The 26,334-nt window shown below is 40.0% G+C and carries 29 protein-coding genes; 15 read left to right on the plus strand and 14 right to left on the minus strand.

Going from position 1 to position 26,334, the window contains the following annotated elements:
• Window positions 1-30: 30 nt before the first annotated feature.
• Together D2V08_RS02180 and D2V08_RS02185 are read left to right on the plus strand one after the other, a co-directional pair.
• Complete coding sequence (locus tag D2V08_RS02180; RefSeq protein WP_119606474.1) at window positions 31-1,125, plus strand: Nif3-like dinuclear metal center hexameric protein; 1,095 nt, start codon at window positions 31-33, stop codon at window positions 1,123-1,125.
• A 5-nt stretch (window positions 1,126-1,130) separates the two neighbouring features.
• Window positions 1,131-1,910 carry a zinc ribbon domain-containing protein gene (locus tag D2V08_RS02185; protein ID WP_119606475.1) on the plus strand — a complete coding sequence of 260 codons (780 nt, stop codon included), beginning with the start codon at window positions 1,131-1,133 and terminating at the stop codon, window positions 1,908-1,910.
• Window positions 1,911-2,148: 238 nt separating this feature from the next.
• Here the strand turns inward: D2V08_RS02185 and D2V08_RS02190 are convergent, their stop codons facing one another.
• The gene (locus tag D2V08_RS02190; RefSeq protein WP_119606476.1) at window positions 2,149-3,498 is read right to left on the minus strand and encodes an FAD-dependent oxidoreductase; all 1,350 of its coding nucleotides are present in this window, start codon (window positions 3,496-3,498) and stop codon (window positions 2,149-2,151) included.
• 139 nt (window positions 3,499-3,637) lie between these two features.
• Between D2V08_RS02190 and D2V08_RS02195 the strand changes: the two genes are divergently transcribed.
• The 3 genes from D2V08_RS02195 to D2V08_RS02205 are packed head-to-tail and all read left to right on the plus strand — an operon-like array spanning window position 3,638 to window position 6,611.
• On the plus strand, window positions 3,638-3,787 hold the full coding sequence (locus D2V08_RS02195; RefSeq protein ID WP_119606477.1) for a DUF2256 domain-containing protein: 150 nt from the start codon (window positions 3,638-3,640) through the stop codon (window positions 3,785-3,787).
• The gene (locus D2V08_RS02200) at window positions 3,777-5,075 is read left to right on the plus strand and encodes a DASH family cryptochrome (RefSeq protein WP_119606478.1); all 1,299 of its coding nucleotides are present in this window, start codon (window positions 3,777-3,779) and stop codon (window positions 5,073-5,075) included. Before D2V08_RS02195 ends, D2V08_RS02200 begins: the two co-directional genes overlap by 11 nt.
• Window positions 5,076-5,078: 3 nt before the next feature.
• A complete protein-coding gene (locus D2V08_RS02205; RefSeq protein WP_119606479.1) occupies window positions 5,079-6,611 on the plus strand; it encodes a cryptochrome/photolyase family protein in 1,533 nt (510 codons plus the stop codon).
• Between the two features lie 138 nt (window positions 6,612-6,749).
• On the opposite strand, the gene D2V08_RS02210 is transcribed toward D2V08_RS02205, so the two are convergent.
• The 4 genes from D2V08_RS02210 to D2V08_RS02225 all read right to left on the minus strand — a co-directional run bounded on the left by D2V08_RS02210 (window position 6,750) and on the right by D2V08_RS02225 (window position 9,055).
• Window positions 6,750-7,298, minus strand: a complete 549-nt coding sequence (locus D2V08_RS02210) for a ClpP family protease (RefSeq protein ID WP_119606480.1) — start codon at window positions 7,296-7,298, stop codon at window positions 6,750-6,752.
• A 76-nt stretch (window positions 7,299-7,374) separates the two neighbouring features.
• Window positions 7,375-8,202, minus strand: coding sequence for a mechanosensitive ion channel family protein (locus D2V08_RS02215; protein WP_119606481.1), 828 nt, complete (start codon window positions 8,200-8,202; stop codon window positions 7,375-7,377).
• Between the two features lie 34 nt (window positions 8,203-8,236).
• Window positions 8,237-8,425: a hypothetical protein gene (locus D2V08_RS02220; protein WP_119606482.1), complete on the minus strand. Its 189-nt coding sequence runs from the start codon at window positions 8,423-8,425 to the stop codon at window positions 8,237-8,239.
• A complete protein-coding gene (locus D2V08_RS02225; RefSeq protein WP_119606483.1) occupies window positions 8,426-9,055 on the minus strand; it encodes an RNA polymerase sigma factor in 630 nt (209 codons plus the stop codon). It lies immediately after the preceding gene.
• 87 nt (window positions 9,056-9,142) lie between these two features.
• Between D2V08_RS02225 and D2V08_RS02230 the strand changes: the two genes are divergently transcribed.
• From D2V08_RS02230 to D2V08_RS02265, 8 genes are all read left to right on the plus strand, one after another.
• Entirely contained in the window at window positions 9,143-9,832 is a 690-nt protein-coding gene (locus D2V08_RS02230) for a hypothetical protein (RefSeq protein ID WP_119606484.1), read from the plus strand.
• Window positions 9,833-9,989: 157 nt separating this feature from the next.
• Window positions 9,990-11,345 (plus strand): serine hydrolase domain-containing protein, encoded by a 1,356-nt coding sequence (locus tag D2V08_RS02235; RefSeq protein ID WP_119606485.1) that lies wholly within the window; start codon window positions 9,990-9,992, stop codon window positions 11,343-11,345.
• 154 nt (window positions 11,346-11,499) lie between these two features.
• On the plus strand, window positions 11,500-11,907 hold the full coding sequence (locus D2V08_RS02240; protein WP_119606486.1) for a nuclear transport factor 2 family protein: 408 nt from the start codon (window positions 11,500-11,502) through the stop codon (window positions 11,905-11,907).
• A gap of 255 nt (window positions 11,908-12,162) precedes the next feature.
• Window positions 12,163-12,555 (plus strand): DUF302 domain-containing protein, encoded by a 393-nt coding sequence (locus tag D2V08_RS02245; RefSeq protein WP_119606487.1) that lies wholly within the window; start codon window positions 12,163-12,165, stop codon window positions 12,553-12,555.
• 175 nt (window positions 12,556-12,730) lie between these two features.
• Window positions 12,731-14,218, plus strand: a complete 1,488-nt coding sequence (locus D2V08_RS02250; RefSeq protein WP_119606488.1) for an acyl-CoA synthetase — start codon at window positions 12,731-12,733, stop codon at window positions 14,216-14,218.
• A 5-nt stretch (window positions 14,219-14,223) separates the two neighbouring features.
• The gene (madL, locus tag D2V08_RS02255) at window positions 14,224-14,604 is read left to right on the plus strand and encodes a malonate transporter subunit MadL (protein WP_119606489.1); all 381 of its coding nucleotides are present in this window, start codon (window positions 14,224-14,226) and stop codon (window positions 14,602-14,604) included.
• 3 nt (window positions 14,605-14,607) lie between these two features.
• Window positions 14,608-15,354, plus strand: a complete 747-nt coding sequence (gene madM, locus D2V08_RS02260; RefSeq protein WP_119606490.1) for a malonate transporter subunit MadM — start codon at window positions 14,608-14,610, stop codon at window positions 15,352-15,354.
• Window positions 15,355-15,478: 124 nt separating this feature from the next.
• Window positions 15,479-15,919, plus strand: coding sequence for a hypothetical protein (locus D2V08_RS02265; protein ID WP_119606491.1), 441 nt, complete (start codon window positions 15,479-15,481; stop codon window positions 15,917-15,919).
• A gap of 63 nt (window positions 15,920-15,982) precedes the next feature.
• Here D2V08_RS02265 and D2V08_RS02270 read toward each other — a convergent pair whose 3' ends face one another.
• The 3 genes from D2V08_RS02270 to D2V08_RS02280 are packed head-to-tail and all read right to left on the minus strand — an operon-like array spanning window position 15,983 to window position 18,961.
• On the minus strand, window positions 15,983-17,131 hold the full coding sequence (locus D2V08_RS02270; RefSeq protein ID WP_119606492.1) for an MFS transporter: 1,149 nt from the start codon (window positions 17,129-17,131) through the stop codon (window positions 15,983-15,985).
• A gap of 39 nt (window positions 17,132-17,170) precedes the next feature.
• Window positions 17,171-18,439, minus strand: a complete 1,269-nt coding sequence (kynU, locus tag D2V08_RS02275; protein WP_119606493.1) for a kynureninase — start codon at window positions 18,437-18,439, stop codon at window positions 17,171-17,173.
• A 57-nt stretch (window positions 18,440-18,496) separates the two neighbouring features.
• Window positions 18,497-18,961 (minus strand): GNAT family N-acetyltransferase, encoded by a 465-nt coding sequence (locus D2V08_RS02280; RefSeq protein ID WP_119606494.1) that lies wholly within the window; start codon window positions 18,959-18,961, stop codon window positions 18,497-18,499.
• 66 nt (window positions 18,962-19,027) lie between these two features.
• Here D2V08_RS02280 and D2V08_RS02285 point away from each other — a divergent pair, with 66 nt between their 5' ends.
• On the plus strand, window positions 19,028-19,669 hold the full coding sequence (locus D2V08_RS02285) for an O-methyltransferase (protein WP_119606495.1): 642 nt from the start codon (window positions 19,028-19,030) through the stop codon (window positions 19,667-19,669).
• Here D2V08_RS02285 and D2V08_RS02290 read toward each other — a convergent pair.
• The 6 genes from D2V08_RS02290 to D2V08_RS02315 all read right to left on the minus strand — a co-directional run bounded on the left by D2V08_RS02290 (window position 19,635) and on the right by D2V08_RS02315 (window position 25,100).
• Complete coding sequence (locus D2V08_RS02290; protein ID WP_119606496.1) at window positions 19,635-20,207, minus strand: phosphatase PAP2 family protein; 573 nt, start codon at window positions 20,205-20,207, stop codon at window positions 19,635-19,637. The genes D2V08_RS02285 and D2V08_RS02290 overlap by 35 nt on opposite strands.
• 6 nt (window positions 20,208-20,213) lie before the next feature.
• Window positions 20,214-20,486: a Sec-independent protein translocase subunit TatA/TatB gene (locus tag D2V08_RS02295; protein ID WP_119606497.1), complete on the minus strand. Its 273-nt coding sequence runs from the start codon at window positions 20,484-20,486 to the stop codon at window positions 20,214-20,216.
• Window positions 20,487-20,569: 83 nt separating this feature from the next.
• Entirely contained in the window at window positions 20,570-22,885 is a 2,316-nt protein-coding gene (locus D2V08_RS02300) for a M1 family metallopeptidase (protein ID WP_119606498.1), read from the minus strand.
• 60 nt (window positions 22,886-22,945) lie between these two features.
• A complete protein-coding gene (locus D2V08_RS02305; RefSeq protein WP_119606499.1) occupies window positions 22,946-23,464 on the minus strand; it encodes a DUF6702 family protein in 519 nt (172 codons plus the stop codon).
• Between the two features lie 101 nt (window positions 23,465-23,565).
• Window positions 23,566-24,363 (minus strand): BamP family beta-assembly machinery protein, encoded by a 798-nt coding sequence (locus D2V08_RS02310; protein WP_119606500.1) that lies wholly within the window; start codon window positions 24,361-24,363, stop codon window positions 23,566-23,568.
• A complete protein-coding gene (locus tag D2V08_RS02315; protein ID WP_119606501.1) occupies window positions 24,360-25,100 on the minus strand; it encodes a BamP family beta-assembly machinery protein in 741 nt (246 codons plus the stop codon). The genes D2V08_RS02310 and D2V08_RS02315 overlap by 4 nt, the downstream gene beginning before the upstream one ends.
• 212 nt (window positions 25,101-25,312) lie before the next feature.
• On the opposite strand from D2V08_RS02315, the gene D2V08_RS02320 reads away from it, so the two are divergent.
• On the plus strand, window positions 25,313-26,334 hold a 1,022-nt coding region (locus tag D2V08_RS02320), incomplete at its 3' end, for a phage tail-like protein (RefSeq protein WP_147374051.1).

Genomic DNA, 26,334 nt, shown 5'->3' on the forward strand with positions numbered 1-26,334 from the left:
TTTATCTTTAGCCCACTTAACAATTTTAAAATGACCGTTAACGAGATAGCAAAAGTGCTGGAAGAATTGGCGCCTTTGGCACACGCCGAAGATTTTGACAACGTAGGTTTATTGGTAGGAGACCCTAAAATGAAGGTTGAAGGTGTTTTGGTGACCTTGGACACCTTGGAAAACGTTGTGGAAGAAGCCATTGAAAAAAAGTGCAACCTAATCGTGAGCTTTCATCCCATCATCTTTAAAGGGTTAAAAAGATTGACGGGAAGCAACTACGTAGAGCGTGTAGTGCTCAAAGCCATTGCCAACAATATTGCCATTTACAGCATGCACACCGCGCTGGACAACAGCAAAATGGGCGTCAACGCTAAAATTTGTGAGGTTCTTGGGTTAAAAAATCCCGAAATCCTGATTCCACGGGCCAAAAGCATAAAAAAATTAATCACCTACGCACCAATGGCGGATGCAAAACAAATAAAATTGGCATTGTTCAAAGCTGGTGCCGGAGATATTGGAAAATACAGCAATTGCAGCTATAGTTTGGAAGGCATTGGAAGCTATAAAGCGGAAAATGGAGCTAATCCAACCATAGGAAAAATTGGCGAAGTCCACTTTGAAAAAGAAACTCAAATCAATGTTATTTATTCTTTTGAGAAGGAAAAATCAATTCTGAAAGCGCTTTTTGATGCCCATCCGTACGAAGAGGTGGCCTACGAAGTCCTAACTTTGGAGAATACCAATCAAGATTTGGGTATGGGAATGGTAGGAACCCTCGATTCCGAAATGGATGAAAAAGCGTTCTTGCTATCGGTCAAGGAACGGATGAATGCTTCTGTGGTACGGCATTCTAAGTTGTTAGGGAAAAAGGTTAAAAAAATAGCTGTTTTAGGGGGGAGCGGGGCATTTGCCATCAGTGCTTCCAAGAAAGCCGGAGCCGATATTTTAGTGACCGCAGACCTTAAATATCACGATTTTTACCAAGCCGAAAACCAATTGGTAGTCGCCGATATTGGGCACTTTGAAACTGAGCAGTTTACAAAAGATTTATTGGTTGATTATCTTACGAAAAAAATTCCTAATTTTGCAGTCTCTTTATCGGAGAGTATAACGAATCCCATCAAGTATTTATAAAATATATGGCGAACAAGAAAGAAAGCACTGTAGAGGATAAATTGAGAGCACTGTACGATTTACAGCTTATCGACTCTAGAGTGGATGAAATCCGCAATGTTAGAGGCGAATTGCCTTTGGAAGTACAAGACTTGGAAGACGAAGTTCTTGGTCTTAAGACGCGAATGGACAAATTGAAAACGGATGTTGAAACCGTTAACTTTGAGATTACTGCCAAAAAGAATCTTATTGATGAGTCCAAGGCACTCATGAAAAAGTATAGCGAGCAACAAAAAAATGTAAGGAACAGCCGTGAGTTCAATTCATTGAGCAAAGAGGTAGAGTTCCAAGAGTTGGAGATTCAATTGGCCGAAAAGAACATTAAAGAGTTCAAAGCCCAGATTGAGCAGAAAAAAGAAGTAATTGCTGCTACTAAGGAGAAGTTATCCGAGCGCGAAAGCCACCTTAAACATAAAAAAGGAGAGTTGGATGCCATTCTTGCTGAAACTGAGAAAGAAGAAAAAGCGCTTTTAAAGAAATCTGAAGAGTACGAAGATAAAATTGAAGATCGCTTGATCAAGGCTTACAAAAGAATCCGTCATAATGTAAAGAACGGTTTGGCCGTAGTTCCCGTAGAACGTGGAGCTTCAGGTGGTTCTTTCTTCACTATTCCACCTCAGGTTCAGGTAGAGATTGCATCTCGCAAAAAAATCATTACCGACGAGCACAGTGGTAGAATTTTGGTAGACCCTCTTTTGGCTGAAGAAGAGCAGGACAGAATGGAAAAGCTTTTTGCTAAGCTTTAACCCAACCGGCAAAAAAATATTAAGCCACCTTTTTAGGTGGCTTTTTTGTTTTATAAAGTTATCATTTCGAAATGAGCAAAGTGATTGAGAAATCTATAAAGGTAATACCTAACGGCTGCTAAAGGTAGTCGAAGTACCATGTGATACCTTCAGTCTATTTTTGCTTCGAAACAATTCGTGAAATTCGTGTCAAACAAAAGAGATTTTTCGCTATGCTCAAAATGACAAGCTAATGGGCTTATTGGTCAGTTAAGAGTTCCAAGATTTTATCTTCCACTTCTTTGGAATCCCATCGCTCTTCAATATTAGGAAGTTGCATTACCTTTTTCATAATGCCTTCTTGCATATCACCAATGGCCAAAGCCTCTGCATACGGTCTGTCTGAAAAAGTGACACGACTATACACCGGAACCCACTTCTCAGGATGCCTAGCGGCAAAATGTTTTTCAATTTTCTTTTGTAATATGAACTTTGGATCTGCCGTCTTACTACTCATTTCCACAAAGTTCCTGTAACTCAATTCAGCAATGGCATCGGCATTAGGCTTCCGCTCTTCCTGGTATTCAGAAAAAATAGTTTCCCAATCGTCACCATGCTTTTCCATTAATTGATTCAATATGTAGATATCCTCAAAACCTGCATTCATGCCTTGTCCATAAAATGGAACAATGGCATGGGCGGAATCACCGACCAAGGCGACTTTGTCCCAATAGGTCCACGGATAACATTTCATGGTTACCATGGCACTGGTCGGATTAATGAAAAAGTCCTTGGTAAGATCTTCAATCTCCTTGCGCACATTAGGGAAGTATTTTTTAAAAAACTCCCTAGCCTGATCTTCGGTTTTGATACTTTCAAAAGAGACTTCTCCTTCAAAAGGCAAAAATAAAGAACAGGTAAAGCTCCCATCGATATTGGGCATGGCAATAAGCATAAATTCTCCCCTTGGCCAAATGTGGAATGAATTTTTATCCAATTTGTGAGTCCCGTCTTCATTGGCGGGAATGGTAAGTTCTTTGTAGCCTACATCTATAAAGTTTTGGGAATAGTTGAATCGACTACGGCGTTGCATTTTGTGACGCACTCGAGAAAAAGCACCATCACAACCGAATATTTTATCAAATTGATATTCCTTCCATTCGCTTTTCTCGGTTTCACCTGTATAAATTTTAGCTTCAGGTAAATCTACATCCCAGACCTTTTCATTGAATCGAAACACAGCACCTTCTTCCTCTGCCAAATCAATCATCCGCTTGTTGAGAATCCCTCTGGAAATAGACCAAATAGCTTCGCCATCCTTTCCATATTTCTGAAAATACATGGGTTTATCGTTCACGTGCATAGCACGCTTGTCCAACGGAATCGCCAAATCTTTGATTCTATCCCCTATTCCTACCTCATCCAGTGAACGCCATCCTCTATTGCTCATGGCAAGGTTGATGGAACGTCCTGAAAATTTAATGGTCCGAATATCTGATCTTCTATCAAAAACGGTAATCTGGTGACCAATTCTTCGAAGATATATTGCTAAAAGGGAACCCACCAATCCGGAACCGATGATGGCTATGTTTTTTGGAGTCTGTGCCATAAATGCCCAAAGGGCTTATTCTGATTAAAACAATAAAAATACGCATTTTGCTCGGTAAACTATTCTGATTCCAAGGTTTCAACCTTCCTACCTATTTTTGTTTAATTTTTTATTATTTTTATTAAACAATAAATTTGGATTGGCTCACAAGAAATCGCATTTACCCACAAAAATATGTCCAGTATGCCAGCGTCCCTTTGCATGGCGAAAAAAATGGGCGAAAGATTGGGACCAAGTAGTTTATTGTAGCGAACGATGCAGAAAAAACAAAAACAAGTATGGAGACTAGCCTCATTTGGTTTGGGAACAATCTAAGGGTACACGACAACGAAGCTTTACACTCAGCAGCAAAGGCCAAGAGGGTCATTGCCGTTTACTTTTTTGACCCAAGACATTTCCAAATCAATCCCTTTGGCTTCAAAAAAACGGAACGTTTCAGGGCCAAATTCTTGCAGGAAACAGTGCTTCAACTCAAAACGGATTTGGAGAAGCTTAACATCACCCTGCTCGTCTATCATGAAAAACCTGAGAACAAAATCCCAGAATTGGTGAAACAGTTCAACATTAACCATGTTTTTCTTCAAAATGAATGGACTTCTGAAGAAGAGCATGTGATAAAAACCGTTGAAAATCGTGTATCCAAAGCAGTTACTTTTCACAAAACCTTTGACCAGTTTTTATTTCATCCTGATGATATTCCCTTTGATGCCCATTCTCAGATTCCACAGGTATTTACGGTTTTCCGTAAAAAGTGCGAGAAACATTGTCCAGTGAGGCCCTGTTTTGACAAACCAGCGCTAAAACCCACCGAAAACAGAATAGAATCAACAACTGAAATACCAACATTGGAAAACCTAGGCTTTTCCAGTTTTGAAACGGACCATAGGTCTGCCTTTCCTTTTGAGGGTGGCGAGAAAATTGCGCTACAACGTGTACAGCATTATTTTTGGGATTCGAAGAAGCTCGCTTACTATAAAAAGACCAGAAATGGATTGGTGGGCACCGATTACAGTTCCAAATTCTCCGCATGGTTGGCCAATGGCAGTATTTCCGCTCGCACCATTTATTGGGAAGTGAAGCGTTTTGAAGATGAAATCAAAAAAAATCAAGATACCTATTGGTTGATCTTTGAACTGATTTGGCGAGATTACTTCAAATATGTTTCGCTAAAACATGGCAACCAAATCTTTAAGATTGATGGCATCCTTCAAAAAGATTACGATTGGCAAACCAACAAGACTGCAAAGGAAGACTGGGTTAATGGCGAAACGGCTGATGATTTCGTAAACGCCAATATGATCGAACTCAAACAAACAGGCTGGATGAGCAATCGCGGCCGCCAGAACGTGGCCAGTTATTGGTCCAAACATTTAGAACAGGATTGGCGGATCGGCGCCTCCTATTTTGAAGCTATGCTGATTGACTACGATGTGCACAGCAACTGGGGCAACTGGATGTACAATAGCGGCGTAGGGAACGACCCTAGGAACAGAACTTTTAACACCAAAAGGCAGGCGGAGATGTACGATCCCAATAAAAAATTTCAAAGCCTTTGGCTGCAACCTACTTTATTTTAATTCATGAAAACGCTTAAACTTATCCTTGGCGATCAGCTCAACCTTTCCCATAGCTGGTTTCACCACGTAAATGATGACAACCTATATATGATGGCGGAAATGCGCCAAGAAACGGATTATGTAAAGCACCATATCCAAAAAGTGGTTGGTTTTTTTCTTTCCATGCGGAATTTTGCAAATACCTTGGAAGATAAAGGGCACAATGTGCTGTACTTTAAAATTGGTAACGAAAACAATCCTCAAAACTTGCCAGACCTCATCAAAAAAACCATTTCGGAACACCAAATTGAAAAGTTTGAATACCAATTGCCTGATGAATATCGATTGGATGAACAGCTCAAAGAAATTTGCGAATCTATTTCCATCCCCTCCGTGGCTTTTGATACGGAACACTTTTACACTAGTCGAGATGAACTGAAAAACCACTTTAAAGGGAAAAAACAATTGTTAATGGAAAGTTTCTATCGCATGATGCGCAAGAAACACAACATTTTGATGGCCAACGAGCAACCGGAAGGCGGCAAATGGAACTTCGACCAGAGTAATCGTAAAAAATGGGATGGATCTCCCAGCATTCCCAAGGAACTTACATTCAAAAAAGATGTAAGCAAGCTGTTGGAAGAAATCCAAAGTGCCGAAGTGAATACTTTTGGGAATATTGATGCTAAAGACTTTCCTTGGCCCACCTCTTACCAAGAATGCAAAGAACTATTAGAATTTTTCTGTTCCAATCTATTGAAATATTTCGGGGATTACCAAGATGCTTTGCATACAGAACAAAAATACCTGTTCCATTCTCGCTTGTCCTTTGCCATGAACAGCAAAATGCTTTCACCGAAAGAGGTCATTGATACCGTGGTGGATTATTACTACAAAAACAAAGATGACATCCATATTTCTCAGGTGGAGGGATTCATTCGGCAAATATTGGGTTGGCGGGAATATATGCGTGGCGTGTATTGGAAAGAGATGCCAGGTTATGCGAAATTGAACAAACTGGAAAACCATAATCCCCTACCCAATTTCTTTTGGACGGGAAAAACAAAAATGAACTGCCTTCACAAAGCCATCACACAAAGTTTGGACGATGCCTACGCCCACCACATTCAGCGCTTAATGGTCATTGGCAACTATGCTTTGCTCACACAAGTGGACCCAAACCAGGTGGATGCTTGGTATTTGGGAGTTTACATTGATGCCATTGAATGGGTAGAAATCACCAACACCCGAGGGATGAGCCAATTTGCCGACGGAGGTCTTGTGGCCACCAAACCCTATGTGAGCAGTGCCAATTACATCAATAAAATGGGCAACTATTGTAAGGAATGCTCCTATAGTCATACTGTTAAGTCCGGAGAGAAATCCTGTCCGTTCAATTCGCTTTACTGGAATTTTTTGGAAGAAAAGAAAGCACATTTTAAAAACAATCAACGGATGTCGATGATGTTGAGCTTGCTGGAAAAGAAAAGCAAGGAAGAGTTAAACGAGTTGCAAGAACGAGCCCGCAACATAATAGAACAGCCTGATCAATTTTAATTTTTAACATTACTACGTAATCCCAAGACTCAAATTTCGACGTATATATTTTAGAATATTCCGCTACGGCGCCTATATATAAAAAGTCCTTCACAATACGTTGCGAAGGACTTTTCACTTTTTTATAAGGATGTTGTCTTATTTCAAGATTTCGTCCACAATACCGTATTCCAAAGATTCTTCGGCACCCATCCAATAATCACGATCAAAATCTTTCATGACCTTCTCATAAGTTTGTCCACAATTATCTGATAAAATTTTGGCGCCAAGTTCTTTTGTTTTGATGATTTCCCTAGCCTGGATTTCAATATTGGAAGCTTGTCCTCTTGCTCCCCCACTAGGCTGGTGGATCATTACACGGGCGTGCGGCTGAATAAACCTTCTGCCCTTTTCCCCTACCGATAAAAGAATGGAGCCCATTGAGGCCGCCAAACCAGAACATACGGTGGATACCGGGCTTTTTATCTGTTTAATGGTATCGTAAATAGCAAAACCAGAGGTTACATACCCGCCTGGGCTATTGATAATCAATTGAATCTCTTTATTGTTCAACATATCCAAATACAGTAACCTGTCGATAACGTGCTTCGCAGAATCATCATCTACTTGGCCCCACAAAAATACTTTGCGGTCTTCTAACAGTTTTTCTTGGATCAATTCCTGAACTTTTCCTTTTTTTGAACTCATTTTTTACGTGTTGTAAGACTTCAAAAATAATCAAATTCCAAGGAAGTTTCCGCACTTGTTTTTCACAATAGCAGTATTATGATTTTATCTGCACTTTTTGCGACACCACATCCTTGATCGGAATCACAAATTTACCTTCTTGGGTTTCCAAAGTAAGACTATTATTATCTATGACCTTAATGGTTCCTTCATCTCCGTCGATAACTATTTTATCGCCCACCACATAGGTTTTTCGGGTATAGAAAGACCTGAGAAGGTCGGCAACAATCTCACGCGACCCCAAACCAACACCCAAGGCGAATGCCAAAAGGAACGATCCCAGGATCAATGTAATATTATTTGTAATGATTGTAGTGTCGACTCCTGCCTGATTCAATGCGGTGATGGACATAAAAATGACAATCACGTAAAAGAATAGGTTGCTCACAATATTGGAACCGCCAAATTCCAAGGAATCAAAAAGTCGCTTAATGGTATTTTTTACAAAATTACCAATATAGAAACCTAACATAAGTAACACGAGAGCACTGAAGAATCGTGGTAAATAATTCAAGAGGTTACCAATTTCTTTGGATATAATATGCCAATCCAGAATATCGGCGGCAACAATTAAAAATACCAAAATCATAAACCACCGAACAAAGCCCAATATTATTTTGGTAAGGTCAATCTTGAGGTCGCCTTTACCTGTTACGTCCATACCATTTACCTTATCGTTCAGTACATCGATCTTGGCCAGTTTAAGGATTTTCTTTAATAAGAAAAGTATAATTCTGATGACGATCCATCCTAAGAATAAAATCACGATCGCTCCCAAAATCTTGGGAAAGGCCAACGCTATCTCTTTACCCATACCGGATAGGGAATCAAGGGTCACATTTTTCCATTCATTAATAGTCTCCATAGTTGCTGTTTATTTATAGTGTTCTGTTCGTTGATTAGTTTTCCCCCAAGGTTCTGAATAGTTTACGCAAAGCTCCTCCCAAATTGATTGAGAACAACGAAGCCATGTCCATAACCAACTTTGCCGCAGCAATATCGTTCATGACTTTTTGCTTCATTTCGGGCGGGGCCTCGTGCAAGGAAGCCTCCAACTCTTTAAATGGGTTTTTGTGTTTCTTTGCCATCTATTCCAGGGTATTATAGATTTCCAATAGTCTTTCTTTCGCTCTTTTAAGCCGCATTTTCACCGCACTCTCCCCAATATCCATTAAACTGACCAGCTCTTTAATGCTGGCTCCATCTTGATATTTCAACAACAAGATGGACTTGTCCTCCGCAGAAATGATTTCCAAGCATTTTTTCAGTTTATCGGCCTTCATTTCAAATAAACTCTCATCGGGCACTTCCTCGGTAAGTTTATGTTCGGAAGTTTCAACCTGTACGGATTGATCCCGTATTTTTAGTTGCTTGTCCCGGTTTACATAGTTCACACAAAAATTATAGGTAAAAGAATACAACCAAGTAGAAAACTTCGATTTCCCTTTAAAGGTTCGAAGTTTGATAAAAAGCTGGAGGAACACATCCTGTGTTAAATCCTCCGCCTCATCCGCAGATTTTGCGAATCCGTAACATTTGTTATAGACCATTTTAGCATAGCGGTCGTACAACTTCCCAAAAAGTAAAGGGTCATTGTTCGCAACAATCTGTTTCACTAATTCCTCATCAGAAAGATGTACGTATAAGTCTTCCGTTTCCAAAAACGCTTTGTCGGGGTTACTTACAAGTATTAGAAACAGGTTTTTTAAAAAAGTCACTCTGGCGTTGAATTAATTTTGCTTGGCTTTTCCAAAATGGGGCGCAAAATAACGGATTTTCATGGTATATTTGGTTAAAAACCAGATATGAAGACCAAATACCTCGTTGCACTGTTCGCTATTTTATTTTTTGCTGCTTGTAAAACGGAACCAAAAAAATCCGAAGAAACCGCTGAAACCACCAAGCCCGAAAAAACAATTCCTGAACGTATCGCAGAAGCGCACGGGTTTAACCACTGGAAAGATGTTAAGGAAATCACCTTTACCTTTAATGTGGACAGGGATTCCATGCATTTTGAGCGCAAATGGGACTGGAAACCAAAAACGAACATGGTAACTGCCATTTCTGGTGCCGACACCTTAACTTATGATCGCGCAGATATGGATAGTATTGCCCTCAAAACCAATAGTGGTTTTATCAATGATAGATATTGGTTGATGGCACCCTTTAATTTGATGTGGGACGCCAGCAACTACACTTACGAGCATACGGCAGAGGCTACCGCTCCTATAAGCGAAGAGCCAATGCAAAAACTCACTATTGTATATGCCAATGAAGGCGGCTATACTCCTGGAGATGCGTATGACTTCTATTTTAGAGATGATTTCATTGTTAGAGAATGGGCGTATCGCAAATCCAACCAAAAAGAACCGAACTTGGTGTCCACTTGGGAAGATTATGTGGATGTGGAAGGTATACAACTGGCCAAACAACACAACCGCCCCGAAGGTGGTATGAGTCTTTATTTTACAGGACTTTCGGTAAGTAAGGAATAGAACACTAAAAGCATTGTGCTAAAAATACGTTTACAAGTTCTCCCATTAAATAGCTAAAGGATGATTCCTTACATCGATTTTACACCAATCTGGGAGTGTAACGATGTAAAATACATCTCTATAAACAAGTTAGCCTTCATTTCAAAAACAATGGAATATGAAACAAATATTATTATTGACTTTATCCGTATTGCTATTGGGAACAAGTTGCCAAAACGAAAAGGCAGTTTCCAATAAATCCTCTTTAGAAATATACGCAGACTCACTATTTCAAGAAAGTGTTGATAGTTCTCAAATTGCCGGAGGAGCAATCTTGGTTTTTCAAAATGGGGAAAAACTGTTGAAAAAATCATATGGCTATGCTAGTATAGAATTAACCGTGCCAATGCCTGAGAATGCACAATTTGAAATTGGCTCTGTAACGAAACAATTTACGGCTGCTGCCATCTTAAAATTAGTAGAAACAAAAAAGCTCTCTTTAGAAGATGATTTTACAGATTATATTCCATTTGATACCAAAGGAAGAAAAATTACCATCAATAATTTACTGAATCACACTTCTGGAATTCCTAGTTATACTGAAATTGGAGAGTTTTGGGATTTATCTATTCAGGAACACCCAAGAGATTCTCTGGTACGATTAGTAGAGCGAAATGATTTTTTATTTGAACCAAATGAAGCATTAATTTATAATAACTCTGCTTACTTTTTTCTTGGATTAATTATAGAAAAGGTTACCGAACAAAGTTATGAGGAATTTCTAAAGCAAGAATTCTTTGAGCCTTTGGTAATGAATAGTACAAACTATTGCTCCAATAGTAAAGTAGTTAAGAATAAAGTTTATGGCTACAATTATTCCCCAAATGGTCTTCAGCAAAAACCGTACTTAAATCACACTTGGCCATATTCAGCAGGCTCACTTTGTAGCACAACTGAAGATTTACTCATTTGGATGAGAGCTTTACATACAGGAAAAGTATTGACAGAACCTATGTATCAAACAATGATTAGTCCAGACAATTTAAATGATGGGACTTCTGTTAGTTATGCGAAAGGACTTGTCAATTTTTCAAATTTTGGACATAACGAAATAGCTCATGGAGGAGGAATCCATGGCTTCCTTTCTGATACACGATATTTTCCTGAAGAGGATTTATACATCATATGTTTGATAAACACAACAGGACCTAGAGGTGGGAGTTTCTTTGCGGAGGAAATTACTTGGAAACTACTAGATAAAAAAGAATACAAACAGGTAGAATTGGATAGCGATTTTACAAATATTCAAGGAACTTATACTGGAGCCGTGAGAGGTGCGAATGTATCATTAGAAGTTAAATCGATAAAAAATGGCATAACACTGCAAGCTGTGGGGAACGACCAAATTGATACTTTGAAAGTTTATATTGGCAACAATACTTGGATGGACGGAAACGATAAGATAACCATAGAAAATAATGAGTTTCGTAAAAATAATATTTATAACTACTACATTTTAGAAAAGGAAAAATAAACAACGAAGGTTAACACGGTATATGAAATCATCATACCCACGGGGGATGCTGTGCTTCAAACACTATACCATTCCACTTCATTTTAATGCGTTCTAAATACGGGCTTTTTGATACAAAATATTTGAACATTTAAGAATAACTAAAACCAATATCATGACAACTAAACAAAACATTCAAATCATTGACACATTGTACAAGGCTTTTTCAACTGGCGATATGCCAACGGTTCTAGGATTAATGCACCCTGATATCGAATGGAACGAAGCTGAAAGTAATTCGCTTGCAGATGGCAATCCCTATATTGGTCCAAATGCAATTTTAGAAGGCGTTTTTGCGCGTATTGGTGCTAGTCATGAATACTTTGGATTACAGGATGTAAAAATCCATGGTATGGATGACAACATGATCTTGGCCACCCTGCGATATGATGCCAAAGTAAATGCAACAGGAAAGAGCTACAATGCGCAAGTAGCACATCTATGGACGTTTAATGATGAAGGAAAAATTATTGCCTTTCAGCAATATGTTGATACCAAGAAGTTAGCGGACGCAGAAAATTAATTTCAATTATATAAACTGAATTGGAAAAAGTTGACCAATTTCTGGAGGAACATTTTAAATATCTGAACGAGTAATATGAATTAGGATATTTTCTTGCTTCTGGACTAAAATTACCAAGAACAGGTGGAATAATATTATTCAATCTCGAATCAAAAATAGAATCAAAATAAATCTTAAACGATTTAATATCTTATAAAAGTTAAGTATCTTATAGGTGACATACAGCACTTATATAATTCCAAAAATAGAAGACCTATGGGCTATTATTTTAGTACAATATTAAACGAGAAAGATTTCGAGAAGGCTATTGAAAAAGTAACTCTTGAATTAAAAAATGAAGGATTTGGAATCCTTACCGAAATAGATATCGCCCAAACCTTAAAGAATAAACTGGGAGTTGATTTTAAAAAATATAGAATCTTGGGCGCATGCAATCCGCCTGCTGCCTATGAAGCACTAACCCATGAAGAAAAAATTGGCCTCTTTTTACCCTGTAATGTAGTTGTTCTAGAAAACGAAAATGGTGAAATTGAAGTAGCCGCTGTAGACCCCGTAGCTTCGATGATTGCCGTTAAAAATGAAAAGTTGGCTTCCGTTGCCCAAGAAATACAGCAAAAGCTTAAAAATGCGATTGAAAAACTCGGTTAAGCAAGATCTACAGTTCTATTTGAAAGCTTGTAAAACATTCATATCTTGTTAACTAAACATCCGAACTTTATAAGACTACTTAAAAGCAATGTTATTCTAGGTTCCCGAAGGACGAATTAGAAACATCTTTCGGTATGATGAGTTCGATTGTTGAATTTCACCAACCAAATAATCAATGATAGAACTAATTGAAAGAGCCACTGATTTTGCTGGACGAACGGCAATCAAGAGTGAGGGTCAGAGTTATACCTATGATAAACTCTTAGAAGAATCAAAAAACGTTGCACTTACATTACTAAACGGGCAAAAAGACTTGAATGGAGCACGGATAGCCTTTCTTGTACCCGCTAGTTTTGAATACGCAAAAATCCAATGGGGAATATGGAGAGCCGGTGGCATTGCCGTACCACTCTGCGAAAAACACCCTTTGCCTTCCATTGAATATGTTCTTAATGATACGAAAGCGTCGACCCTTATTTTTTCAGAAGAATTTAGACCGCTGTTGGCCCCACTTTTTAATACCAGTGAAATCAATTTTATACCCCTATCTGAAATAACATTCCAAGAAGGGCAATTACCAGATGTTCAGACGCACCGTAGCGCCCTGATTCTCTACACCAGTGGAACAACTGGTGCGCCAAAGGGAGTAGTGACCACGCACGACAACATCGAAGCTCAAATAACCACATTGGTCGATTCTTGGAAATGGAATAAAGATGATCATGTTCTCAATGTACTCCCGCTACACCATGTGCATGGTATTATCAATATGCTGAGTTGTGCACTATGGAGCGGAGCCTGTTGTGAATTTCTTCCTAAATTCAATCCCGAAGAGGTCTATGATGTATTTAATAAAGGAGAGGTAAATGTTTTTATGGCCGTACCCACTATTTATTTTAAATTGATTGCCCACTTCAAGAAATTAACACCATCAGAGCAAGAATCAATTTCGAACAACCTTAAAAAGTTTAGACTTATGGTCTCCGGCTCCGCTGCTCTTCCCATTAGTGTTTTAGAGCAATGGAAAGAAATCAGTGGTCATATTTTACTGGAAAGATATGGGATGACCGAAATGGGCATGGCCATCAGCAACCCATATGAAGGTATTCGAAAGCCAGGCCATATTGGACAACCCCTACCCGGGGTTGAAATTCGATTAGGCGACGCGAACCACAAGCCTGTCCAAAATAATGAACCCGGAGAAATTCTGATTAAAGGACCCAATGTTTTTAAGGAATACTGGAACAAGCCCAAAGCAACACAAGAGGCGTTTACTCCAGAGGGATGGTTTAAATCCGGTGACATTGCAGTTTTGGATGGTGACAGCATTAAAATTCTTGGGAGAAATTCGGTAGATATTATAAAATCCGGAGGGTATAAAATCTCTGCATTGGAAATAGAAGAAGTTCTCCGCAAACATCCCAAAATAAAGGACTGTGGTGTCGTTGGCATTCCAGACTTGGAATGGGGAGAAATAATTGGAGCCGCTATTGTCACCGAGACGGATAATTTTGACACTGAAGAGCTAAAATCTTGGTTGCACAAAAAATTACCAGGCTATAAAACACCAAGAAAATATATGGTTATGTCCGATTTACCCAGAAATGTTATGGGCAAGGTCACCAAGAATAATATCAAGGAACTATTTACCACTAATCAATAAAACAAATGAAAATCTACGGAGTTGCACTGTTGGCCGCATGTTTTCTAATGGGAAAACTGCTGGGCCGCCTATTGGGCCACCTCATCAATATTGACAGTGATATTGGCGGCGTGGGTTTTGCCATGTTCCTGTTGATGACTTCCAGCATTTATCTCCGAAAAAAGAAGTGGTTGGTTTTAGAAACGGAAAAAGGTATTTGGTTTTGGAGTTCGATGTACATCCCAATTATTGTGGCAATGACCTCCACGTTGAATGTAAAGGCTGCACTTTCCGGAGGATTTTTGGCCATTATTCTGGGGATTAGCGCCACTGCAGTATGCATGTTAATGGTTCCCTTGCTTTCCAAGATTGGGAGAGGAAAGAGTATAGACTCCCCGAAAAAATAACACATGGAAATCATCAATACCATCATTGGAAAAAATGGGTTAGTATTTGCATTTCTTTGTGTAGGGATCATCATGCTGTTTTCCTCCTGGGTTTCAAAATACATTACCAACAAAAAAATCCCTGGGGTTGCCATAGCGATTATTATAGGGCTATCACTTGCTTTTTTGGGTGACGAGAAAGGTATATCAAACATTCCTCTTTTTGCGGGGATGGCATTACTAGGGGGACCGATGCTTCGCGATTTTGCTGTTGTGGCAACTGCCATGAGCGCCGATCTTTCAAAAATAAGGCAAGCAGGGTTGGCCGGACTTGTCTCTTTGCTCATTGGTGTTTTTATATCATTTACCATGGGGGTTTTGATTGGGTTGAGCATGGGCTATACCAATATCGAGAGTCTTACCACCATTGGGGCCGGGGCCTGCACCTATATAGTAGGTCCGGTAACGGGTACAGCCATTGGGGCAAGTTCAGATGTAATTGCCATTAGTGTGGCAACAGGGGTGGTAAAGACCATTTTTGCAACCATTGGTACACCTTTGATTGCCCAGAAAATAAAATTGGACAATCCACATGCAGCCATTGTTTTTGGCGGGTTGGTCGGAACAACCAGTGGTGTAGTGGCAGGACTTGCGGCCACAGATGAAGAGTTGGTTCCCTATGGGGCGTTGACCTCTACTTTTTATACAGGAATAGGATGCCTATTATGTCCATCCTTATTTTATGTTATTTTGCGATTCTTGAATATTTAAGACAAATCCAGTTGAAGTTTAAATAAAGGATGATCTATCACATCGATTTTATGCCATTTTGGATGTATGTCAATGTATTTTATAACCTTATAGCATAACTTAGTTAGTAGAAATTTACAAGGGAATGAAAAATAGATCAACCAATAATCGAACTAGGTGGATTAAAGTAATTGCATTTATTAATGGTATCGCAGCCATATTTCATTTACTCTTTTGGATTGCCGCCTTCATTAAACTGCCCGCCATCACCTCAACAAAAAATATTGCGGATCAGATAAATCTTTCCACAACGTATGGATTTGGAATCGCTGATTTTTTATGGTCGGTTCCTCTTCTGATAATTGGATCAATAGGACTTTGGAAAAAAACCGGAATTGGTTGGTTAGCTGCACTTTTGGCCAATTCGCTATATTGGTACTCGCTCACGGTTGTAATAATTAGGGATTTATTCTCGAATTCAATTTCACCCGGAACAATTTTATTTTTGCCTTTTGCACTAGCTTCATTCTGGATATCCTATTTTTTATGGAAGAGCCGAAGTGTTTTCTTGAACAAAGAAAAATGAAATGGATAAATAACCTCAAACCAAAAAGAACTGAGTAAAACATAAGTTCAAATAAACGATAGTTTATTTATCCCTCCTACGCAAGAAAAACGTAATCCCAAAAACCAAGAAGGCCATACACAATAGCAAGATAAAACTATAGTTGAGCGAAGCACTTTCGGCTATAAACCCAAGAATAACGGGACCTAACAAAAAACCGATGTATCCTGAACCTGCAATAAAGGCCACTCCTTGCGAAGAATCCACTCCCTTGACATTGCCCCCGATACGGAACAGTTCGGGCACAATGACCGAAAAACCAAGCCCATTAAAGGCAAACCCAATAATGGACCATGTGGTTTGTTGTGTCAATACCAAAAAATAGCCCAAAGCTGCGATAAGGGCACCTAGTCCTACCAACTTTATGGGCCCAATTCGAGCACTGATGCCATCACCAAGAAACCGGCCAAGCGTCATGGTGGTGGAAAATGCCAAAAAGCCAGCTCCAATAAGCAATTCCGGAGCCATGGTCATTTCTTTGAGGTAGAGTCCGCTCCAGTCGATAATGGCTCCTTCACTACCAAAGGAACCAAAGCCGATAATACCCAACAACAACAAGGGCTTGAACAATTTTAGGCTGAAAGGTTCCTTTTCCACAGGTGCGGCAACGATATGGATGTAATGTTTTCTAAAAAACAGATTGATGATAAATACCAACACCACTGTAATACCCATATGCAAAACAGGATTACCGATTACTGGAATCAAGAAACTTCCCAGCCCCACCAAAATGCCGCCCAAACTAAAAAAACCGTGGGCCGCGGACATAAAGTTTTGCTTGTCTTCCTTTTCAATCTCGGTGACCAGGGTGTTTATGGCAATATCGATGAAACCGTTCCCTGCCCCAAACAGGTAGAGCGCCGCCATCAATACATAATAATTCGGAGCCATTAAGGGAAGCATTGCCGTTGCCGAAACAACAACTACCCCAATCCACGATGCCCTTCCAACCCCAATACGGTTGATTAGCTTGGATGACATAGGAATGATGGTAAAAACCCCAAGGGACAAACAAAATAGGGCAATGCCCAAATCAGCTTTGTCAATGCCCAGCTTTTCCTTAACGGTGGGGATATAAATGGCCCAGGTACCAAACCAAATATTAATACTGGTAAACACCCATGCCGCTCCAAAATATCTTGGATTGGACAGAATCAGTTTTAGGGATTTCATAAATGGTTTTGGTTGGTCGGGTTCATGAAATACGCAATCTTATTTGTTTTGTATTCCTGCTTTCAAGATTTGTCCAAAGCGGTACATATCCTCATAAGAGCAATACAAAGGTGCCGGGGCCAATCGTATAACGTTGGGCTCCCGCCAATCGGTAATGACACCGTTTTTCATTAAGTAATCAAAAATAGCCTTGCCCTCCCCGTGCAAAAACACGGAAAGTTGGCAACCTCTGTCATCAGGGGTAATGATTTCAAAAGTGCTGTCCACTTCCTTATCAATTTCATGAAGCACAAACTCCAAATAGGCCACAATGGTCTTTTGTTTTTCGATAAGGGCATCCATCCCAACCTCATCAAATATTTCCAGAGAGGCCAAATAGGGCGCAATGGAAAGTATGGGCGGATTGCTTACCTGCCAAGCATCGGCGGTTTCTATGGGGTCGAACTCGGGCTTCATTAAAAAGCGGGTCTCCTTTTTGGTGCCCCACCAGCCTTCAAAACGGGGAATATCTTCTCTTCCCAAATACTGTTCATGAACAAAGATTCCCGATGCATTGCCAGGACCACTATTCATGTATTTGTAACTGCACCATGCAGCAAAATCAGCGCCCCAATCGTGCAGGTTCAATTTTATATTTCCAACCCCGTGGGCTAAATCCCAACCCACAAAGGCACCTACATCTTTTCCTGCTTTAGTAATGGCTTCCATATCCAATACCTGACCATTGTAATAATTCACACCGCCCATCAACACCAAGGCCAGCTCGTCCCCTACTTCATTAATTTTTTGGATGATGTCTTCCGTGCGCCAGGCATGTTCGCCATCACGCTTTTTCACCTCAACAATGACATCTTTAGGGTCCAATCCATGAAAACGCACCTGGCTTTGCAACATATATTGGTCGGATGGAAATGCTTTTTCCTCACAAATGATTTTGAATCGCTTTTCTGTAGGTCGATAAAAAGACACCATCAACAAATGAAGGTTGACCGTTAGCGTGTTCATTACCGATATCTCTTCGGGTTTGGCACCGACCACTTTGCCCAGACCTTCGGCTAGCCTTTCATGGTAATCCCACCAAGGTTTATCGGCGTAAAAATGACCTTCCACGGCCAATTCCCGCCAGTCATTCATTACATCATCCACAAATTTTTGGGTCCGTTTGGGTTGAAGCCCTAGGGAGTTTCCTGTAAAATAGATAACATCCTTGTCATTTACTTGGGGATAGTGAAACTCATTTCTATAGGGTGCAAGGGCATCCGAAGCATCAAGCTCCTTGGCAAATGCAAGCGTATTTTGGAACGTCATTCTTTTTTGGTTTTCCTCAAAAATACGATTTGTGGAAGTAATCTGAAGAAAAGAAAATTACACCAATCGCATTTCGATGATGTGTTTTTTAAAGCCTACTTTTTCATAGGCTTTAATGGCTGCTAGATTTTCGTTGTATACCGTCAATCTAATTTCTTTTAAACCATTGGTATTGGACCAGTTTTTTAATTCTTCTACAATTAAAGCGTTGATTCCCATGCCGCGAAAATCTTCGTCGGTGTACATAAAACCGAGGTAGGCATAAAATTCATGATCTAAATAATGCCTTGCCTTTTTGGGAATGGCATAGCCCGAGGCCACAACTTTATCTTTCGACTCCGCTACAACCACATGAGCTTTAGAGTCTTGAATCATTTCGCCGATATCGTAATAACTAACAGGTCCCTCTTTAATAGTGACATCGAACGGACGTTCGGCTTTTATGATTTCTTGTTCAAAATTTAGCAGCACGGGAAGATCGTCCAATGTTGCTGTTCGTATATTTACCTTTGGTAACGTCATGGAATGCTTTTGCTTTAACAGATATTCCAATGTAGTTCTTTTCTATATTTTTGCGAAAAATAAATCATGCATTTCCTATCACCCATTTTGGAGAGTTACATTGCCAACAGTTCGGAAAACGAACCGGAATTGTTACGGGAACTTACCCGCGAAACCCATTTGAAGGTCATTCAACCCCGAATGATCACAGGTCATTTTCAAGGTCGGGTATTGAGTATGTTGTCCAAAATCATCAACCCCAACTATATTTTGGAGATAGGCACCTACACAGGCTATTCTGCTTTATGTTTGGCAGAGGGGCTCCAAAAAGAAGGTGAACTGCATACGATTGAGGTAAACGAAGAGCTCCATCAAATGCAACGAAAGTATTTTGATAAAAGTGGATTTTGTTCTCAAATCAAACAACATATTGGAGATGCCCTGGACATTGTCCCAAGCTTGAACCAGACCTTTGACCTTGTTTTTATTGATGCTCAAAAGGTCAACTACGATGCTTATTTTGAGGCGGTGGTACAAAAAACAAAACCTGGCAGCGTTATTCTATCGGACAATGTACTTTGGTCTGGAAAAGTGGTCGAGCCCTTACAGAAATCGGACAAGGCCACAGAGGCCCTTTTGGAATACAATCAAAAATTGAAAGAAGACCCTCGGGTAGAAACGGTTTTGCTGCCCATTAGGGATGGACTGACGTTGAGTAGGGTGCGATAAAGCGTTGGTGCAACCAATAGAAAAGCCATCCGGACAATAAACCTACCACCATTCCAACAATAATGTCAATCGGGAAATGTACCCCCACATAAATTCGGCTCATGGCAAACAATATGGGCCATATAAAAAAGAGTATCGCCCATTTTACTTTTTGTCTCAAAAAAAGGAACACCAGCATGGTAATGGAGAACGAACTGGATGCATGACCAGAGAAAAAACTATAATCCGTTGGCGTTTTTAGAATACGTATCAGGGTATTGATTTCTTCTGTATTGTTTGGCCGTAACCTTGCTACCGAAATTTTGGTCAAATGGGTAATGACCGTTATAAAAATGGCCAATCCAAGAACCGTCAAAAATTTATAGAAGGCCTCTTTTTTTGAAAATTTCAGGTAAAACAAGACGAGAAATAGGATAAAGAGGGGAATCCAAGTAGAAATATTGGTCACGGTGGCCCAAAAAAAATCATACTTCTCTATGCCCAAGCCATTGAGATAAACAAAAGTGTCTCTATCCCATTTGAGCATTTTTTCCAACATAGGAATTTACTTGTTGAGGTCTCTTTTGATGGAGCCGGAAACTTCGTTTACATTCTTCTTAACATCATCGATTTCCTTACGAATATCCTTGGTGAAGTCGGTGTCAATATCCGTGCTATTTTGGATTTCACGCTTAATATCGTCCGTGGCATCCTTTAATTGGCGCATTCCTTTACCAAGCCCTTTGGCTATTCCAGGAATTTTGTCCGCACCAAACACCATCACCACTATAAATAGGATGAAAAAAATCTCAGCTCCGCTAATGAATAGAAATTGCATGCCACAAATATAATCAGAACTTAGGTTCAAAATAAAAAAAGCCCCGTGAAATCACGAGGCTCTTAACATAGTTTTTTCTTTTACTATTTTCCTTTGATATTTTCTTTGAACTTATCAAAGTCTGACTTCTCTTCTTTCTTAGGCCAAGAGTTATTGGTAGTGTCGATATCGGCAGTTTCCAATTTTGGATCTACTACGATTCCCACCAATTCTTTTTCTGTTGCCATTACTCTTTTCACTTCAGCATCATTCTTTCTCCAAATTTCTGGAGGATAGGTAACGCTTTCGGTTGTACCATCGGCATAGGTATATTCCACAATCAATGGCATTGGAATGCCTCCTGGTTTGTCAAAAGTGATTTCGTAGAAATACTTAGGCTCTTCAACCTGAGCTCTTTCAGCCTCGGTCATATTGTCCATCATGAATTCCTTCAAGTTTTGGGAAGTCTCTGTTGGAGATTTTCCTTTAAGTTCTGGAGCAAAGTCCTCGCTATCCTCTTCTGCCAAGTAAACCAATGGAGGAAGATCGGCCTCGGTAAGGTTTCTATCGGCCATGTATTTTTCCATTTCCTTGGTCGGCTTGTTGGACACGTAGTATTTTTTAACTCCTTTTACACCTATGTCAACATAATCGGTTGTATAGAACCATCCTCTCCAGTACCAATCCAAATCCACTGCAGAAGCATCTTCCATAGTACGGAAGAAATCCTCTGGGGTTGGGTGTTTAAACATCCAACGTTGTGCATAGGTTTTAAAGGCATGATCGAACAATTCCTCACCCATTACGGTTTCCCTTAAAATATTCAGGGCAGTTGCAGGTTTACCGTAGGCGTTTGGGCCAAGTTGGTATACATTTTCTGGATTGGACATAATGGGCGAAATAAAACTTTGATCTCCGCTCATATAAGGAACAATTTTCGATGGCTCACCTCTTCTTGAAGGGTATTTTTCGTTCGGAGCAATAACTTCTGGATTGTTTTTTCCAAAATCCTGCTCTGCCAAATACTGCATAAAGGTATCCAAACCTTCATCCATCCATCCCCACTGACGCTCATCGGAATTAACGATCATTGGGAAGAAGTTGTGTCCTACTTCGTGGATAATCACACTGATCATACCATATTTTGTTCTGTCGGAATAGGTACCGTCTTCGTTAGGACGACCATAGTTCCAGCAAATCATAGGGTATTCCATACCTTGGTTTTTTGCGTGTACCGAAATAGCTTTATGGTATGGGTAATCAAAAGTGTGCTTAGAGTATGTTTTTAAGGTTTGTGCCACGGCTTTGGTAGACTGCTCTTCCCAAAGTGGGTTACCTTCTTTTGGATATAGCGATACCGCCATAACATCCTTACTACCTATTTTAACGGCCTGCATGTCCCAGATAAATTTTCTGGATGTTGCAAATCCGTAATCCCTAACATTGGTCGCTTTGAACTTCCAAGTTTTGGTATCCGTAGCGAAACCTTTTTCAGCAGCTTCTGCTTCTTCTTGGGTTACAATAACTACAGGCTTGTCGTACGACTTTTTGGCCTGCTTGTAACGCTTCATCATATCTTTCGAGAAAACATCGTCTCTGTTTTGAAGTACACCTGTAGCATCCAAAACGTGATCTGCAGGAACGGTAATGCTCACATCGTAGTTACCAAATGGCAATGCGAACTCTCCACTACCCCAGAACTGATGGTTTTGCCATCCTTCCACATCACTGTAAACAGCCATTCTTGGGAAGAACTGGGCAATTACGTAAGCACGGTTTCCATCTTTTGGAAAGTACTCATATCCCGAACGTGCTCTGTTTACGGTATGGTCTGGTATGTTATACCACCATTTTATCGAGAAAGAAATTTTCTCTCCACTTTTAAGTGGTTCAGCAATGTTAATACGCATCATGGTTTGGTTGATGGTATAAGACAATGGTTTTCCGCTATCATCTTTTACCGACTCAATATTGAAACCACCATCGAACGGCTCGTTAATGTATGTTTCGGCAAAGTTACCTGCTGTATAAGCAATATTTACACCGTTTCCATTACGTAGTGGTGACTTGGAATCCTTTGCACGTACATTTTGGTCCAATTGCACCCAAAGAAATTCTAAATCATCTGGTGAATTGTTATGGTAAGTAATGGTTTCCTCACCATTAATTTTGGCATTTTTATCATCTAGGTAGATATCCATTACATAATCCGCCTGTTGTTGATAATAATCTGGACCGGGGGCACCAGAAGCTGACCTGTAAGTGTTTGGAGAGGAAAATTCCTCATACAATTGTTTAAATTTACTTTGGTTGTAGTGACCGGGATCCCGTTCTTCTTTAACGTCTCCCTCTTCTTGCGCCATAACCACGGCTCCAAAAAGGAACAATAGGGAAGCGAAGCAATACTTGAATCTGTTCATTTTCTATCTGATTTTATAACGGTGAAAAATAACATATTTTAACCAAATGTTAAGAATACGTCATAAGTTTAACATTCCTTTATTGTTCTCCCTGATCAACACAAAACTTTTTTTGTTCCCGTTCCACTTTACATGGACCACATTTTGCTGCTCATCAAACAAATCGGTCAGCACCTCATTCTGCACTGACATGGTTTTTACTTCGGATAATGTTACGTTGGGAATTTCCAGGTAGCAGATAACCACATCGGCATCATACCTTTTTCCAAGGAAGTTATATGGTACAACATTCCCGTCCAATTCGACCACGAATTTTGACCTAAAATATTTTTCGATATACTCATCGGCTATTTTGGATTCTTTGGGAGTGGCCAGTTTGGCCTCGATGCCATAACGTTCTTGAAGAAGTTTATCGAGGTCATCTATAAAAATTCGACTGGTAACCTGGAAAGCGTTGTTCTCTTCTGCATATTCGATATTGGTGACGCTTACGTAGAATTTATGTGCGGACGAGAAAGACAAAAATAGAAGCATTGCCAAAGGCAAAACCAAGATTTTTGCTTTTTTCAGTTTCATCATGTGTTATTAGACTTTAATTGTGCAACAATGTTACAGTTTTATGATTCGTTCTGCAATTTACCTGCCAAACTATTTTTTCGGACATCAGATATCTAAAAAAATCAATCCAAGTCGTTGCTTTTGCGGTAGGCTCTACTTTTGTTAATCATTACGTCCCATATCCTTAATCTATCTTGCGATTCCACTGCAGCCTGAAAAGCTTCGTCCACCTCACAGAAATACATGAAATCATCAATTTTGTCCATGGGAATTTTCAAGGTGGTTACAAAAAGTGAATCAGCATAATATCCCTGAACGCGTTGTGTCTGTGCGTAGCTCTTGTCAACTTTTACCCTATTTTTTAGCATTTTGGTGCGACCGGTAATCGCATTGATAATAGGATCTAAAGGAGGGGTTAATATCATTCCCAAATTAAACTTTCCATAGGTAGCTTGTTTTAACCTTCGCTCGCTTTGTGTAGGTACGCGTTGATGGGCATTGGGCAGGTTCAAGGCTTCAGCGCTAACATCTTTTTCCAAAACGACCCGATCAATATCCTTGGTTAGGTCACCTGTTAAATTGTATGGAGTCACCACCACTTCCCTAAGCTGGTTCACAAATTCCTGCATGGGCACTTCAACAAAATTGGATTGAAACAATCCTTCGGTAACTGGTATGGATTTCCTTAAAAAATGTACTGCGGAGAACACCAAGGTATCATTTAACCGAACTCGAATAGAGAAGTTACCTTCAAAATCGGTGATAACGGCATCTTTTGTAGTGATGTTCTGCACTACTACACCAATCACATCCTTGTCCACACTGGTAACCCTTCCCTGAAGCAATTTAGTATCACCCTCTTGAGCAAAAAGCCCTTGGACGATAAAAAAAATGACGAATGCGAGAAAGCATTTTTTCATTCCTCATTCAAGGTTGCCAAATATTCTTTGCTTTGGGTAACCAGAAAATCGATCAATTGAAATTCGTTCTCTTTTCTAAGCAAGGTCTGTGAAGGTATCTTGTCGTCGCAATACAATAAAAAAGCGTCTATTTTGTCTTGCGGTAATTTAAGGTCTACCACAAAAAACTCATCGTCGTAAACATGTCGAAGCACTTCGCTAACTTTTAGCGGTGCTCTTTGCTGACCGTTGACTTCTTGCGATTTGAACAAGGCCTTGAAGATGTTCACAAAGTTGATTCCATCCTTCATGCCCCGCGTAATTCTGGAACTTGCTACGTTCTCCACTTCGGTCCCTCGATCGATCTCGTAGTCGAACTGCTTAAAATCTTCGTTCTTCACCTGAAGAAAACGTTCCTGATTCTCCGGGGTCACTACTACCTCGTCCAATTCCCGCACCTTTTCGGTCACTTCCACCACTAAGCGATTGTTCGCCAATATTTCAGGAGTAATGGTAACCACCTCCAATTGGTAATTTACAGCGGTAAATACCAATTGATCTCCATCCTGAACGGCTATCACAAACTCTCCATTATCGTTGGTAATCGTAGCATGTCCACTAGTGGAATTGATAACATTCTCATTAGGAACATTTGAACTCCTATACAGCACCTTGCCCCTGAGCATTTGGCGTGAATCCTGTGCCAAGGACCAACCCGACACAAGTAAAGAGAACAATATCAAAAAAGTATTTTTCATTTCAATGTATTTAGCACAAGTTAAAGAAAACCCTTGGAGCTCATAAAAAAAATTAAGCCGTTCTAAACTTTTGTTAATTCTAATCCTACAAATATACCAAAGGGAATTCCATTCACCCTTGAATTACGTGTTTTAGCGGTATTTATTAAAAAAATTAAAACATAAGGTTAGTTTTGTTTTTTACGTTTGGAAATCCTCAAATAACAAACACTGTGAAAACTTCAATTGTCTACACGATCATTGGCCTACTTATGATCAACACCTTGAGCGGACAGGTAAAGATTGGTAATAACCCACAGAACCTGGACCCCGCCTCTGTACTTGAACTGGAAAGCACTACCCGTGTATTGGTAATTACCAGGGTCACCGACGCCCAAATGAGCGTAATCAACCCATTGCCCGGCGCCATGGTCTACAACACGGATCAGGAGTGTTTGCACTATTATAATGGTACAGCATGGATCAACATTTGTGAAGAACTGGACAATTCCTTTACGGTAACCACTAGAGCAGATTATTTGAGTCTACTCAACCCACAAGCAAGGGATAGCACCGTTGTTATTACCCAAACCAACAATCCGGATGGCAGCATCAATTACAATTATGAAGTTGGACAGATTACTGGGGCAAATATTGTAACCCAGTCTATAAATGCCGATTCAAAAATCCAACCTACATCGATTACCACTGGGCTTTTGGCTCCCAAATCGGTGACCATTGGCAAATTAGCCGATGCTACAGGTGGTCAACCTGGAGACATTTTCCAATGGAACGGAAGCCAATGGACCTTGGTGAACGAATCTGTATTGGGGATTACTGAAAAAGATAGTATTGTAGGGAATGAAGTGGTAGGACCCACAGATACTACGTTACTTTTAGATGGCGATGGAACCGAGGCCGTACCTTTTACGCTTGATGTTGCACCTTTTGGTATTGACACCCCTGAATTAGCAGATGATGCGGTGACAACGCTAAAAATCTCAGATGGAAATGTCACTAATGACAAACTTGACAAGATAAACATCCCGTTAAGCGGGTTCGGGGCTGCGGGAGCCAATGTTGATTTAGGCAACCAAAATCTAGTTAATGTAGCCGACCCCACCAATCCTTTGGATGCGGTAAACCTTCAGTATTTAGATGTTGCAATCGCTACTTCTGAAGCAGCAGATTTGGACACCGACCCGAACAACGAGTACAACACGGGAAGCGGCATTGCGGCAGGAACCCTGTCAAT

Origin of the sequence: Flagellimonas lutimaris (assembly GCF_003581615.1) — a bacterium.
Classification (GTDB): domain Bacteria; phylum Bacteroidota; class Bacteroidia; order Flavobacteriales; family Flavobacteriaceae; genus Flagellimonas; species Flagellimonas lutimaris.

What these genes read in the sequence shown, in the direction of transcription:
- D2V08_RS02215 (WP_119606481.1), bottom strand. Translation starts at nt 8,202, where the DNA reads ATGGAGACTATTAATGAATGGAAAAATGTGACCCTTGATTCCCTATCC.
- D2V08_RS02290 (WP_119606496.1), bottom strand. Translation starts at nt 20,207, where the DNA reads ATGTTGGAAAAAATGCTCAAATGGGATAGAGACACTTTTGTTTATCTC.
- D2V08_RS02240 (WP_119606486.1), top strand. Translation starts at nt 11,500, where the DNA reads ATGACAACTAAACAAAACATTCAAATCATTGACACATTGTACAAGGCT.
- D2V08_RS02300 (WP_119606498.1), bottom strand. Translation starts at nt 22,885, where the DNA reads ATGAACAGATTCAAGTATTGCTTCGCTTCCCTATTGTTCCTTTTTGGA.
- D2V08_RS02235 (WP_119606485.1), top strand. Translation starts at nt 9,990, where the DNA reads ATGAAACAAATATTATTATTGACTTTATCCGTATTGCTATTGGGAACA.
- D2V08_RS02270 (WP_119606492.1), bottom strand. Translation starts at nt 17,131, where the DNA reads ATGAAATCCCTAAAACTGATTCTGTCCAATCCAAGATATTTTGGAGCG.
- D2V08_RS02185 (WP_119606475.1), top strand. Translation starts at nt 1,131, where the DNA reads ATGGCGAACAAGAAAGAAAGCACTGTAGAGGATAAATTGAGAGCACTG.
- kynU (WP_119606493.1), bottom strand. Translation starts at nt 18,439, where the DNA reads ATGACGTTCCAAAATACGCTTGCATTTGCCAAGGAGCTTGATGCTTCG.
- D2V08_RS02210 (WP_119606480.1), bottom strand. Translation starts at nt 7,298, where the DNA reads ATGAGTTCAAAAAAAGGAAAAGTTCAGGAATTGATCCAAGAAAAACTG.
- D2V08_RS02230 (WP_119606484.1), top strand. Translation starts at nt 9,143, where the DNA reads ATGAAGACCAAATACCTCGTTGCACTGTTCGCTATTTTATTTTTTGCT.
- D2V08_RS02250 (WP_119606488.1), top strand. Translation starts at nt 12,731, where the DNA reads ATGATAGAACTAATTGAAAGAGCCACTGATTTTGCTGGACGAACGGCA.
- D2V08_RS02245 (WP_119606487.1), top strand. Translation starts at nt 12,163, where the DNA reads ATGGGCTATTATTTTAGTACAATATTAAACGAGAAAGATTTCGAGAAG.
- D2V08_RS02180 (WP_119606474.1), top strand. Translation starts at nt 31, where the DNA reads ATGACCGTTAACGAGATAGCAAAAGTGCTGGAAGAATTGGCGCCTTTG.
- D2V08_RS02200 (WP_119606478.1), top strand. Translation starts at nt 3,777, where the DNA reads ATGGAGACTAGCCTCATTTGGTTTGGGAACAATCTAAGGGTACACGAC.
- D2V08_RS02295 (WP_119606497.1), bottom strand. Translation starts at nt 20,486, where the DNA reads ATGCAATTTCTATTCATTAGCGGAGCTGAGATTTTTTTCATCCTATTT.
- D2V08_RS02305 (WP_119606499.1), bottom strand. Translation starts at nt 23,464, where the DNA reads ATGATGAAACTGAAAAAAGCAAAAATCTTGGTTTTGCCTTTGGCAATG.
- D2V08_RS02280 (WP_119606494.1), bottom strand. Translation starts at nt 18,961, where the DNA reads ATGACGTTACCAAAGGTAAATATACGAACAGCAACATTGGACGATCTT.
- D2V08_RS02265 (WP_119606491.1), top strand. Translation starts at nt 15,479, where the DNA reads ATGAAAAATAGATCAACCAATAATCGAACTAGGTGGATTAAAGTAATT.
- D2V08_RS02285 (WP_119606495.1), top strand. Translation starts at nt 19,028, where the DNA reads ATGCATTTCCTATCACCCATTTTGGAGAGTTACATTGCCAACAGTTCG.
- D2V08_RS02315 (WP_119606501.1), bottom strand. Translation starts at nt 25,100, where the DNA reads ATGAAAAATACTTTTTTGATATTGTTCTCTTTACTTGTGTCGGGTTGG.
- madL (WP_119606489.1), top strand. Translation starts at nt 14,224, where the DNA reads ATGAAAATCTACGGAGTTGCACTGTTGGCCGCATGTTTTCTAATGGGA.
- D2V08_RS02310 (WP_119606500.1), bottom strand. Translation starts at nt 24,363, where the DNA reads ATGAAAAAATGCTTTCTCGCATTCGTCATTTTTTTTATCGTCCAAGGG.
- D2V08_RS02220 (WP_119606482.1), bottom strand. Translation starts at nt 8,425, where the DNA reads ATGGCAAAGAAACACAAAAACCCATTTAAAGAGTTGGAGGCTTCCTTG.
- madM (WP_119606490.1), top strand. Translation starts at nt 14,608, where the DNA reads ATGGAAATCATCAATACCATCATTGGAAAAAATGGGTTAGTATTTGCA.
- D2V08_RS02190 (WP_119606476.1), bottom strand. Translation starts at nt 3,498, where the DNA reads ATGGCACAGACTCCAAAAAACATAGCCATCATCGGTTCCGGATTGGTG.
- D2V08_RS02205 (WP_119606479.1), top strand. Translation starts at nt 5,079, where the DNA reads ATGAAAACGCTTAAACTTATCCTTGGCGATCAGCTCAACCTTTCCCAT.